This is a genomic window from Pleurocapsa sp. PCC 7319 (assembly GCF_000332195.1).
Lineage (GTDB): Bacteria > Cyanobacteriota > Cyanobacteriia > Cyanobacteriales > Xenococcaceae > Waterburya.
The window spans coordinates 2,527,851-2,540,546 of record NZ_KB235922.1 but is presented as its reverse complement, the minus strand read 5'-3'; the positions used below and the strand labels follow the sequence as shown (position 1 = coordinate 2,540,546).

Annotated in this window: 11 protein-coding genes; 8 read left to right on the top strand and 3 right to left on the bottom strand. The window is 37.9% G+C overall.

Annotated elements, in window-relative coordinates:
• Nucleotides 1–114: 114 nt before the first annotated feature.
• A complete protein-coding gene (locus PLEUR7319_RS0115420; protein WP_019506128.1) occupies nt 115–1,617 on the bottom strand; it encodes an ATP-binding protein in 1,503 nt (500 codons plus the stop codon).
• A 536-nt stretch (nt 1,618–2,153) separates the two neighbouring features.
• On the bottom strand, nt 2,154–2,504 hold the full coding sequence (locus PLEUR7319_RS0115415; protein WP_019506127.1) for a hypothetical protein: 351 nt from the start codon (nt 2,502–2,504) through the stop codon (nt 2,154–2,156).
• A 169-nt stretch (nt 2,505–2,673) separates the two neighbouring features.
• Between PLEUR7319_RS0115415 and PLEUR7319_RS35510 the strand changes: the two genes are divergently transcribed.
• Nucleotides 2,674–3,456 (top strand): DUF3747 domain-containing protein, encoded by a 783-nt coding sequence (locus PLEUR7319_RS35510; RefSeq protein WP_019506126.1) that lies wholly within the window; start codon nt 2,674–2,676, stop codon nt 3,454–3,456.
• 114 nt (nt 3,457–3,570) lie between these two features.
• On the opposite strand, the gene PLEUR7319_RS0115405 is transcribed toward PLEUR7319_RS35510, so the two are convergent.
• Complete coding sequence (locus PLEUR7319_RS0115405) at nt 3,571–5,610, bottom strand: elongation factor G (RefSeq protein WP_019506125.1); 2,040 nt, start codon at nt 5,608–5,610, stop codon at nt 3,571–3,573.
• A gap of 595 nt (nt 5,611–6,205) precedes the next feature.
• Between PLEUR7319_RS0115405 and PLEUR7319_RS0115400 the strand changes: the two genes are divergently transcribed.
• The 7 genes from PLEUR7319_RS0115400 (at nt 6,206) to PLEUR7319_RS0115370 (ending at nt 12,647) form a co-directional block, all read left to right on the top strand.
• On the top strand, nt 6,206–6,547 hold the full coding sequence (locus tag PLEUR7319_RS0115400; protein ID WP_019506124.1) for a hypothetical protein: 342 nt from the start codon (nt 6,206–6,208) through the stop codon (nt 6,545–6,547).
• 483 nt (nt 6,548–7,030) lie between these two features.
• Nucleotides 7,031–7,627, top strand: coding sequence for a hypothetical protein (locus tag PLEUR7319_RS35505; RefSeq protein ID WP_144054317.1), 597 nt, complete (start codon nt 7,031–7,033; stop codon nt 7,625–7,627).
• 24 nt (nt 7,628–7,651) lie between these two features.
• Nucleotides 7,652–8,119 (top strand): hypothetical protein, encoded by a 468-nt coding sequence (locus PLEUR7319_RS0115390; RefSeq protein ID WP_019506122.1) that lies wholly within the window; start codon nt 7,652–7,654, stop codon nt 8,117–8,119.
• A gap of 59 nt (nt 8,120–8,178) precedes the next feature.
• Nucleotides 8,179–9,129 carry a VOC family protein gene (locus PLEUR7319_RS0115385; RefSeq protein WP_019506121.1) on the top strand — a complete coding sequence of 317 codons (951 nt, stop codon included), beginning with the start codon at nt 8,179–8,181 and terminating at the stop codon, nt 9,127–9,129.
• A gap of 447 nt (nt 9,130–9,576) precedes the next feature.
• Nucleotides 9,577–10,479 carry an SMP-30/gluconolactonase/LRE family protein gene (locus PLEUR7319_RS0115380; RefSeq protein ID WP_019506120.1) on the top strand — a complete coding sequence of 301 codons (903 nt, stop codon included), beginning with the start codon at nt 9,577–9,579 and terminating at the stop codon, nt 10,477–10,479.
• Between the two features lie 21 nt (nt 10,480–10,500).
• Nucleotides 10,501–10,995, top strand: a complete 495-nt coding sequence (locus PLEUR7319_RS0115375; protein ID WP_019506119.1) for a DoxX family protein — start codon at nt 10,501–10,503, stop codon at nt 10,993–10,995.
• Nucleotides 10,996–11,090: 95 nt separating this feature from the next.
• Nucleotides 11,091–12,647: a GMC oxidoreductase gene (locus PLEUR7319_RS0115370; protein ID WP_019506118.1), complete on the top strand. Its 1,557-nt coding sequence runs from the start codon at nt 11,091–11,093 to the stop codon at nt 12,645–12,647.
• Nucleotides 12,648–12,696 lie beyond the last annotated feature (49 nt).

Genomic DNA, 12,696 nt, shown 5'->3' with positions numbered 1-12,696 from the left:
TCACCCTAGCTTAAATCAACGTAACTAATTTAAACTGCGATCGAGAATAACTAGAGAATTTTTCAAAATTTAAAGTTTCGATTTTTCTTTTCTCTGCATAACTGATTAAACCAATTAATTTAGAGGCAAACTAATATAAAACGTGCTTCCTTTCCCTAAAACACTTTCTACCCAAATCTTACCGTTGTGTCGTTCGACTATATGACGACAGATAGCGAGACCTAAACCCGTCCCTCCTTTACTGCGGGAGTCGGAAGCATCTACCTGATGAAAACGCTCAAATATAGACTCTAATTTATCTTCGGGGATACCTCTGCCAGTATCTTGAACAGTTATTTGACAGCGATCGCCATTAACACTAGCTTTTAACTTGACTATTCCCCCAGGTTCAGTAAATTTAATTCCGTTGCTGAGCAAATTAGTTAATGTTTGCAACATACGATCAGGATCTAGTCTCAGAGAAACGGTACTTGGTTCCAGTAGTACTTGAACTTGAGCTTTTTCTGCCATTGCTTGCATTGTTTCTGTAGCTTGAATTAATAGCGGCACTAAGTCACAATTTACTGGTTCAATCGTAATCTTCCCTGACTTGATTCGTTCTAAATCTAGAATATCGTTCACCAGACGAATTAGACGTTCTATGTTACGTATAGCAACTTTTAAAATTTGTTGACCGCGATCGCTTAATGTACCAAGCTGACCAGAATTCAATAAATCTAAAGCACCAATTGTCGAGGTCATCGGTGTTCTCAACTCGTGACTAACTAGGGAAATAAATTCGTTTTCCAGCCTTTTCCGTTCGGTAATGTCGTTCATAATCTGGAGAGTGCATTTAGTTCCCCCCAATTCAATTAATTCTAGAGAAAGCAGAATAGTTTTAATTTGACCTGATTTCGACTGAAATTCTAATTCTTGATTACGAACGAAATTCTCTGTCTGACATTTTTGTAATACTTGGTCATATTTTTCTGAGGCTGAAAAAGAATAGTATTGACTAATATCTTTACCAATTACTTCAGCTTCTGAATAACCACTCATTTGCAGAAAACTTTTATTTACCTCAAGTAAATGTCCCGACTCATAAGTGGCGATCGCGATCGGATTGGGGCAAGAACGAAATGCTTTGGCAAATTTATCTTCAGCAGCAGTTTTTTCCGCTATTTCTTGCTGTAATTGGGTATTTTGAGCTTGCAGCTTCAGTTGTAGATTACGAATAGTCAGATGAGTATCTAATCTTGCCAGAACCTCTTCGACTTGAAATGGCTTGGTAATATAATCCACACCACCAGCTTGAAAAGCTTTCACTTTATCAAAAACATCACCTAAAGCACTAATGAAGATTACAGGAATATTGCGAGTGCGTTCATCTGCTTTTAGATATCGACACACCTCATAGCCATTCATTTCTGGCATCTTGACATCCAACAGAATTAAATCTGGAGGAGCAGCTTTGGCACCTCTCAAGGCTGTAGAACCTTTAGTTACGCTTCTAACTTTGTAGCCTTTTTCGGTTAACATCTGAGATAGTAAAGCCAAATTTTCTGGCGTGTCATCAATGGCAAGAATGTCAGCTTTAGGAGTCTGGTTGCGTTCTCTAGACATTAATTTGGCAAACATAATATTAACTATCCAGAATCTTACCGCAGCTATAATCTAGATTTAGATTGAGAAGATTGTTCCGCTTATATCTCTCAAATTATCTATTTTTCAAGTCTATTTTTTTAACAAAACGATTAAAAATTTAATAAAATAACCGCTAAAATAATACAACTTATGACAGAAGTTGCTCTTAATAATTTCCCATAATATATTAGATAGTATAAAGAATAAAGAATATTGTACTGGATGGGAGTTATACCGTTGTGACCCATTGCTGGAAACTGAAGGAGAGCGATCGCCAGGTTTTCGGACAGTTCAGAGTAAACTAATCGTTGTGGAGTTTTTATCGCTTCCTCCACTTAACTTTTACCGAGGGAAGGCGCAATCCTTCATCAAAACGGTCTGAGGTAATCGGCGAAAAGTCACTCAATTCTGATTAAATATTTGTTTTAGATCCAATGATCTTTCCCCAAGCTTTTCTCAAAATTATTAGCTTGGGAGTTTTTTATCCGTGTCAATGATTCCATAACTAATACCATGACTAATATAAGAAGTCAGTTATCGGAATCAAGTCTTTGAGGTTGTAGATCTTGATAATTTAGACCCTCGGCTTCAATAGTTTTATCAAGTTTTAAAATAGGTTCTGACTTTTCTTCAGGTAATAAGAAAAGCTGTTCTCTCCCCTGTCGGAAAAATTGCTGAGAGCCACTACCTGATTCAGTGGAAAAACTTGGTTGTCTTATTGGTTCCAAATTATTCAATTGACCTGGAGATAGGCGCAAATTGGGAGTAGTATTACCTAAGTCTCCTGATGGAATTTGCTGAGCTTGAACTATACTACTAGCCGAATTCAAAGATATCACTCCAATTAAAAATAGAGCTGCCTTGATAATCCAATTACTCATGGTTCTGTTCCTAAGAAACTGCATTTATTCTAGTACTTTAGCAATCGTATTGGTGTTGTAAATTAATTTGTACCACTATCAAGATCTGCATATAAAAGAGATTTCTTCCCTAATTAGACAATAAGAAATGAAATTTATATCAATGTTTATCTTATAGAGGCTTATTAAAATGAAATCTTATAATCGTCTCAAATCATTGTTGTTAACTTTATCCGCGATCGCCAGTACTGCTGTGATGGCTGTTCCTCAAGCCAAGGCAGTTTCTTTTCAAGAGCAACGGGTTAATCAAAATCAATTTGCTGTGGTGGCTGTTCCCTTCGGTTATAAAGAACATCGCTTAGAAATTATTGAACAAATACCTGGAGGCAAAAAATGCTGGAATGAGTCTGGAGTAGCTCCTGTTCAAGTAGATCTATCACTATTAAATTTCGATCATACTGATAGCTGTCGCCGAATTTACAATACCAACGGTTACACTCTTCGCCTTAACGGTCAAGATGATCGAGTAGCTCATGTAATGAAGATCGTCGAAAACAATGGTGAACTACAGTTGGTTGCCTTTCATAAAGATCCTTCTCGACCCAACACTGTAATTGGTAAAACCAATGGTATCAGTAATGGTGCCATGAAAATAATCCTTAATCCTGGTTGGCAAATTACCAAGAGGGTTCATCAAGGACAAGTAATCGAGCATCTCTATTTAAGTGGAAATCCTGGTATTACTAACAGCAGCTATTCTGCTACTTCCAGTACTTCGGTTAATAGCAACTCGTCCACTAATAGCACATCTACTAGTAGTACTGTTACTCAAGGTAGAGCTAACACTACTACTCCAACAACTAATAATGTAGATACTCAGGTTTTAGTAGATAGCGTTGAACAACTCTATAACAATGTGGTTAATCCTTTGCTACACAACTTATCCCAAGGAAACACTGGCAACAATCAGTAATCAGTAATCAGTAATCATAAATTTCAGAGATGTTCCAAAAATAATGGCGATTGCCCTCTTTATTATCCGAGTGTCAACCGCCGAAAAATTTATAATTTAAGATAATTAAGAAGATTATTTTTTACCGTTACTTTCAGCTACAGTCAAAATATTATTAGCCAGTTTATCAGGCACTTCTTGTAGGTGATCGTATTTCCAGTCGAAAAAACCAACCCCTAACGTAAGCGATCGCAGCTCAATAATAAAGTTATGCATTTCAGCTTGAGGTAGATAACCCATTACCTTGTCCCAATTTTTCCAGTCGGAAACACTTTCGTAACCTAATATTTGTCCTCTTCGTCCAGTAATTAATTGCAGAGCTTTAGAGGTAAATTCAGTCGGTACGGAAATGGTAATTGATAAAACTGGTTCGAGTAACACAGGATTACACTGCAACATTCCGTCGTTCATCGCAATACGAGCAGCCTGTTTAAAAGCTTGTTCTGAACTATCTACGGAGTGATGAGAACCATCAGTAAGGGTCACGTCAACATCAACTACAGGGAACCCTAAAGGACCATTTTTGAGATATTCTCGGACTCCAGTTTCGACACCGGGAATATACTGTTTGGGAACTACTCCACCCACAATAGTTTGATGAAACTGAAAACCTTCGCCACGAGACAAAGGTTTAATATCCAAATAAACATCTCCAAATGCGCCATGTCCGCCACTTTGATGTTTGTATCGACCATGGGAATTGGTTGAACGACGAATAGTTTCTTTATAGGGTACTTGAGGTAGATGGGTACTCATAGGCAAGCTATACTTGCGTCGTAGACGATCTAAGGTAACTTGAAGATGTACTTCTCCCTGTCCCCATAAAATGACTTCTCGGGTATCACCATGCTGTTCCCAATGTAGAGAAGGATCTTCGTCTAAAAGTTTGCCTAAAGCACTGCTAAGTTTAACTTCATCTTTGCGGTTTTCTGGAGTGATTGCTAGTGCGTATACGGGTGATAGTTTATCTGCTTGGGGCAGTGGTGAAATCGATTTGGTCGAATTAGTTAGGGTATCTCCAGTCTTGGCTACTTCCAAACGACCAAGTGCAACTATACTTCCTACAGATGCTCGGTTAATCGGTTGTTGTTGTTGACCCATTAAGTGATACATTCCCCCGGTTCTCTCTCCATTTAGGGTCATGCCATCAGTTAGCTCTCCTTGCCAAACTCTAACTAGAGATAAACGCCCACCTTGGGAAGTAAAATATGTCTTTAAGACTTGAACAATCGTATCCCCAGTTCCGTCGGTTTTCAGACCACGACGTTCTGCCGTAATCTCAGGAGAAGGTGCTTCTTTGACTAAAGCATCGAGCAGGGGACGCACTCCATAATCATGTTCTGCCATGCCAAAGAATACAGGAACAATTAAATCAGCACTTAATTCTTGCTTAAGATCTTTAAGTATTTCCGATTGGGGTGGTTCAATTTCTTCAATTAATTCTTCTAAAAGATGATCGTCATAATCTGCCAGAGTTTCCAACATTTCCTGGCGTGCAGCGTGTTCTGCTTCTGCCAAATCCTCAGGGAATGGCACTTGGTCAGCAGGGCTATTAGAATGATAGTGATAAGCCTGTTCAGTTACTAAATCGATATACCCAAGACACTGATCATTTTGATGAATAGGGTATTGTTGAGGAATTAAGGGGCGACTAGAAACTTGCTTAAGAGCCTGAATAATTTCCATATAACCGTAGGAGCTACGGTCAATTTTATTTATAAATACTAAGTGGGGAATTTCCCAATCATCCAGAAATTTAAATAAGGGTGCTAAAGTTAAAACTTTTTCGATTACCGGTTCGCAAACGATGATCACAGTTCCGGCACCAACCAAAGCATTATAGGTTTCTTGAGTAAATTCTACTGAGCCTGGACAATCTAAAAAAGTAAAATCAATCTCTTGATATTTAGTACTAGCAACTGATAATTCCACACTCATACTGCGATCGCGTGCTTCAGCGGAACTATCACTTACAGTATTACCGTCTTTGATATTACCTTTACGGGTAATTGCATTAGTAACAAATAAAATACTTTCTAGTAACGTGGTTTTTCCGCTGGAGTATGGTCCGACAATTGCCACATTACGAATGTTCTTGATGCCATTTTTACTCATATTTTAACCCCAAAGTAAAAATTTTATTTTAGTTAAGACATACTTTTGTGCTTCATAAAACTCTTAGCTGTTAGCTTCTGGCTTCTAGACAACAAAATAGCTGGTCAAAAATGTCCGAGATAATAGTTACGTGTCTAGATATTTATTAGTCAATTAAGCACAAATTAATTACTTACTTATGATCGAGATTAACTCTTTAAGGCATCCAGAATAATAGATTGTAATTTCTCGTAATAGGACTTAGTCATTTTTGAGTAAGCAAAAATTGAAATCTGATCACAAATTTTTAGTTACCCTGTTTTAATTGGGATATCTGATAATATTAGGTAAAATATCCTAAAATAAATACAAACAAATTAAAGAATCTTAATCTTTACCGTTGCAGAAACAATAATCAAATTTACTCAATAACGTAAACATCTAAGATTATATCTTTACTTAATTAATATTTGCTGAATTATTGATTGGATTTTTTCAAGGAATTATATATTGTTTTTTCAAGTCCTCTTCATCGTCATCTCAGTAGCTCAAATGAATATGGTAAATGAATCAAGAAAAAGCTTGATTTAATACTAATTTATCAAGAGGAAAAATTATGAAACGTGTTTTAGTTATTGCAATATCAATGATAGCTACTTTAGGAATTTCTTCACCTTTATTAGCCCAAGAAAAAGTGACTATTAACAGTCGAGAAGCACGCAATGTTGTAAAAATCAACCCTTATAATCTAGTGACTGGTAGTTATCAAGGTCGATTTATTGACCAAGGTATTCCTTCTGGTGGTAGATTTCTTGCTGCAGTCAAGTCCAAAAAAATAGATGCTCATGATTTAGTTGAAACTGCTGTCTCAGCGGGTAGGTTGTCAGAAGACACCCTCAACGATAAAAGTTATCTAAGTCATGTGAAATCTATGCTCAACAATCTGGATAAAAACTAGTAAATAAAAATTGAATGTTTTTAAGACAAATCAATTTAGATTAAAAAACTCCAATTTGTAAACTGGAGTTTTTTAATTGATGGATTGAAGCTGATGGAAATAGTAGTAATCCTTATCACTATACTTTAGTAACGTTCTATCAGCGATCGCATCGTCACCATTAAAAAAACTACTAGTACTAGTAAAATCTGTTTCGGCTAGAATTACTGCATCAGCATCATTATCAGCAATTACAAAAACTTCATCATTTTCTACGGTTCCTGTTAAATTTATGACAGTGCCCGCAGTAGTATTACCATTATCATTACTTAATCAGAAGTTCCCACAATTTCAGTATCTTCTAGTTCTGATTCTAGCGTTGTCTCTGTTTCTACTTCCAAGACTTCAAATATTACTTTTGTTGGATTTCATTTAACATATTTTCCTATTAATCTCGAAGCAGTAGGTTAACTGCTAGTAACTTAAAAAGCTATTAAATACATTATGACTATGTCGTACAAAATACAAAGTAATATTGGCAATATGCTTACCTGGACAACTACAGGACTTTTCCTGATAGGCGGAGTATTTTTATTTACCAGACCTGCTCTAAGTCAACCAAAAACTCAATTCTTATTAGCTCAAAATTCGCCAAGCTTAAAGGCTGAAAGCGCTCAACAGGAAACCCTTTATCTGAATAATGATCGCACCTATTCTTATAATCTAATCGCGCAAGAAAGAGGAGTGATTGATAATGTTACTGTTCCAGTAGGTGCAACCATAGTCGGTAAATATGTTCCTGCTGAAGGTGGATTGCGCTATGTTGCTGAAGCAGTAACTTATGGCAACTACAGCTACAGGATTAATGCCTCTTCTGGAATTATCAAAGATGTTAAAGATCCTCGCGATACATCAGCTGGAGCGATCGCTAAAGATGCAGGTATTGGTGCTGCGGGAGGGGTTGTTTTAGGTGAAGTATTTGGTGATGCAGGTGTAGGTGAAATTGTTGGTGGCGCTGCTGCTGGGGCAGCAACAGGAAATCTGACAGCTGATCGAGTGGTGGTCATTGAACCTGATTCAGCGATCTCTCTGTATGAGTAACAAGTAACAAGTAACAAGTAAATAATGACTGATACAAAAAAAGAGTCTAATTCTCCACAATTTAGTTATTGGCATGTTTGGACTGATGGTGATGGTGTTAGTCATCAGACTCAATGTGAATTAACTAACTTTAAACAGGAAAGTATGGGCGGTGATGCGGCTCCTCAATGGAATAATCGCTTGATGAATGCCGAATCTAAAATTGTCTTTGCTGAATTACCCGTAAACTGGGTGGGAGAATGGCACGAAAACCCCCAGCCCCAGTGGATTATTCCTCTATCTGGTAAATGGTTTGTAGAAACTATGGATGGACAGAGGGTAGAAATGGGTGTGGGGGAAATTTCTTTTGGGGGCGATCAAAATACGAAGCCCGACCAAGAGGGGAAACAAGGACATCTTTCGGGAACAGTAGGAGATGAACCTGCCAAATTAATGATAGTTCAGTTAGAAGGCGATCGCTGGATGGGATTAAAACCAGGAGATTTACAGTAGGTACACAGGCTGGGGTCCATATTGGTAGGAAATTTATACCCAATAGAAATTAATTAGTTATGATTAAAATTCAAAGAATTAATGCGATCGCCTTGACGGTTGCAGATATTGCTCGCTCTGTAGATTTTTATACTCAAGCTCTTGGTTTTAAAATAGTTGACGACAGGATATGGGTTTCATCTACTAATAATCAATTATGGTCAATTCCACCTACTGATGTTCGTCTAGTTACCCTACAGCTAGGAGATGAATTTATTGAACTAATTCAGTATCTCGATCTTAAAGCTAAACCCATTCCTGAAGATTCTCAAAGTAATGATCTTTGGTTTCAGCATTTGGCAATTGTCGTCAGTGATATAGATCGCGCTTACGAACATTTACAGGATTTTCCTATTACACCAATTTCTAATCGACCTCAAACCATACCAGATGATAATAAACTAGCTGCGGGGGTGAGGGCGTTTAAGTTTCGGGAATTAAATCATCATAGTTTGGAATTAATTTGGTTTCCTCAAGATAAAGGAAAAGAAAAATGGCACCAAAACAACAATGACATATTTTTAGGTATCGATCATAGTGCGATCGCAGTTAGAGATACGGAAGAAAGCTTAAAATTTTATTGCGATCTATTAAATCTGGAGCAAGAGGGAACGAATCTTAATCAGGGTCAAGTTCAAGCAGATCTCGATGGTTTGCCCGTAGCCAAAGTGCAAGTTACTCCCTTACAACCAATAGAATCTAGTATTGGAGTCGAACTCCTAGATTATCAACAACCTGAAACTGGTCGAGAAAGACCACAAGAATGGCAAATAAATGACATTCCTCATCTACACTATGTCATGGAAGTAACCGAACTAGAAAAAGAAATCGAGCAGTTAAAACAACAAAAAATAGAACTTATTTCACCTCAAGCAATCGAGTTTCCCGAGTTCTATCGTTATAGTCGAGGTTATTTAATTAAGGACCCAAACGGACACGCTATTTTGTTAGCTAGTGATGTTACGCGCTAAATCAAAATATTAGGACTTACGCAGTGAAACAAAAAATCAAGGTTTTAGGGAATAGGGAATAGGGAATAGGGAATAGGGAATAGGGAATGGGAAACAGCAAGTTATAGGTGCTTAGTGCGTAAGTCCTGAGTATGTTTGGGAAATCGATTTTGAATAAATTATCGTTGACGCAAAATTAGACAAATTTACAGCAAGAACAGACAAGATCGATTTAGGTGAAATTTTGTATGCTTTTCCTGATAGATATAGTTATTTGATAAACGTCAGTTCGACAAAGGATATTTGGGTAGCAATTCTCGAAAATATTCTCTATTTTCAATGCTGATAGGAACGAAAAATATAGCCTATTGCCTGTTGCCTATTCCCGATTCCATACTTCTTACCATTAAATTTTGTACTCATCGAATTCACGTTGATAATGCTATAGATATTAATTCGCTATTGAATATGAAAGAGGCGATCGCAGTTTACGACCAACGAATGTACTCAATTATTGACCCAGATGTCCAATTAGAAAAACTAGCCGATGGAGCAAAACATACAGAAGGCCCTGTGTATATTCCTGAAGACGATAGCGTTATTTTTAGTGATGTAAGTGGTAACAAGTTATTCGGCTGGAATGCTAGAGATGGGGTAAGTGTAATTCGCGAACCATCTGAATATCAAAACGGTAATTATCTTGATTTATCAGGGCGATTAGTCAGTTGTTCTCATGGTCAAAGGGCAATTATTAGACGGGAGCATAATGGAGAATGGATTATTTTATGCGATCGCTACCAAAATAATCGTCTAAATAGTCCTAACGATCTAGTAGTAAAAAGTGACGGTACAATTTGGTTTACCGATCCCCCATTCGGGTTGACTCAACCAGGAGAGGGATATGGTGGAAATCAGGAACAAGCGGGAAGTTTTGTCTTTCGCTTTGACCCCGATACAGGGGAAATAGATGCGGTAATTAAAGAGATGGAACGTCCTAATGGGTTAGCTTTTAGTCCCGATGAAAGTATTTTGTATGTCTCCGATACATCTCAAGTCGATCATCCTCAAAGTCATCACTATATTCGCGCTTACGATTTAATCGATGCCACAGAACTGGTTAACAGTAGAGTATTTGCAGTTATTGAACCGGGACAACCTGACGGATTAAGAGTAGATCAACAAGGAAATATTTTTACTAGTTCTGCTGATAGTGTTCAAATATACGCCCCTGACGGTACTCGTTGGGGTAAGATTCTTGTCCCTGAAGTTGTCGCCAATCTTACATTTGGAGGAAAAGATGGTAGACGTTTATTTATTACCGCAGGAAGTTCTTTATATGCGATTAATTTAAAATCAATAAATCAATCTTGAAGCCAGTAAATTCACTAAATAATGCTGAATATCTTAGAATCAATTTTAGAATTGTGGCGATCGCTTTATTTACCCTTTCCTGTAGGAATTCAGGGTATAACCTTACTAGCTTTGCGTGTTGGCTTAGGGATTTTGTTTATTCTGCACGGCTATCCTAAACTCACCCATTTACAACAGTGGTCAAAAGCCTTGAAACTTCCAATTTATCTCTGCTTTTTATCAGCTCTATCGATGTTTTTGGGTGGTTTTTGCCTGGTTAGTGGTTTCTTGACTCCTTTAGCTTGTTTAGCGATCTTATGTTCAATGTTATTTGCTTTAGTTTTAGAAATTACTCAAGGATTACCCTTTGTTGCTAGCGATCCCTATCTTATTCCTCAAGGAGAATACGAAGGAGCAAGTGGTAAAGGGGAACCTCCCAGTCAAGAAAAAGCTTTTATTTATAGTCTGATCTTAGTTGTACTATTAGTTTTTGGTCCTGGAGCATTTTCGATTAATGCCTGGCTGATTAACATTTGAATCCCGAAGTTGATTTGTTATCAGCAAATAGTTGCTCGCACATAACGTGCTGAGACGAAATGTTTATTTGAAAAAGTATTTGATCAAGAGTTTATATGAATCAACATTACGACCTGATTGTGATTGGTACTGGTGCTGGAGGCGGCACTGTAGTTCATGAGCTGGCGCCAACTGGTAAAAAAATCTTGGTTTTAGAAAGGGGTGACTTTTTACCTAGAGAGAAGGAAAATTGGAGTCCTGAAAAAGTTTATCAAGACCATCGTTACTATACTGAAGAACAGTGGTGCGACCAAGAAGGAGAAACTGTTGATCCTCAAACTTGCTATTGGGTTGGCGGTAATACCAAGGTTTATGGTGCAGCATTATTACTCATGCGAGAACGAGATTTTGACGAAGTAGAACACAAAGGGGGAATTTCTCCAGCTTGGGAGCTAAAATACCAAGATTTTGCCCCTTATTACACTCAAGCGGAAAAATTATTTAACGTTCATGGTAAAAAGGGTCAAGACCCCACGGAACCGAAAAGAGACGAGTATCCTTATCCGCCTGTTAGTCATGAACCCCAGATGCAGACTACTGTTGATAGTCTTAAGCAACTTGGCTACTCCCCTTTCAATTTACCTGTTGGACTTAAATTAAATGAAGTAGATCGGAGTTTATCCCAGTGTATTCGCTGCGATACTTGCGATGGTTTTCCTTGTTTAGTTGATGGCAAAGCAGATGCCGAAGTCAATTGTATTAATCCCACTCGTAAATATGACAATGTTACTTTAATGACTGGAGCCAAGGTGCTTAAGCTGCATACCAATAGTACGGGAAAAGAAGTTACGGGTGTGGAAACTGATTTAGGCGATCGCACTGAAATATTTTCGGGCAATCTGGTTGTGGTTGCCTGTGGTGCGATCAATTCCGCTGCTCTACTATTGCGTTCTGCTAATGACTCCCACCCCAATGGTTTAGCTAATAGTTCAGATCAAGTAGGACGCAACTTTATGAAGCATCTTGCTACCACTATCGTTGCTTTAAGCGATCGCCAAAATGAGACAGTCTATCAAAAAACTATCGGTCTAAATGATTTTTATTGGGGAGAACCAGACTTTCCCTATCCAATGGGCATGGTACAAAATACAGGTAACGTCAAAGCGGGAATGATTCCTGCTGAAGCACCTCCTTTACTAGCTCCTTTTGTTAAGTTTTCGCCTGAAAAGGCTTTGGAGATAGTAGCCCAACACTCCACAGGTTGGTGGTTACAAACAGAAGATTTGCCCGACCCCAATAATCGGGTACGGTGGGCAAAAGATCGAGTAGGTCTTGACTATACTCCTAATAACCTCGAAGCAAGAGATCGTTTAATTCATCGTTGGACTGAAACTTTGAAGGCTATCACTAAATCTACCAAGCACGTTATTCCTTTGGGTATATATCCCCGTAGTTATATTCCTCTCTCAGCGGTAGGGCATCAATGTGGTACTTGTCGTTTTGGCGAAGATGCAAGCACATCGGTACTTAATCTTGATTGTCGTACTCACGATGTCGAAAACTTATACGTAGTTGATAGCAGCTTTTTCCCTTCCAACTCAGGAGTAAACCCCACTTTAACAATTATTGCTAACGCGATCCGAGTCGCCGAGCAGCTGAAACAACTTATATAATACTCATATAATTTTTTGCTCGGGACAATAAGTTGAACTATGTTAATAA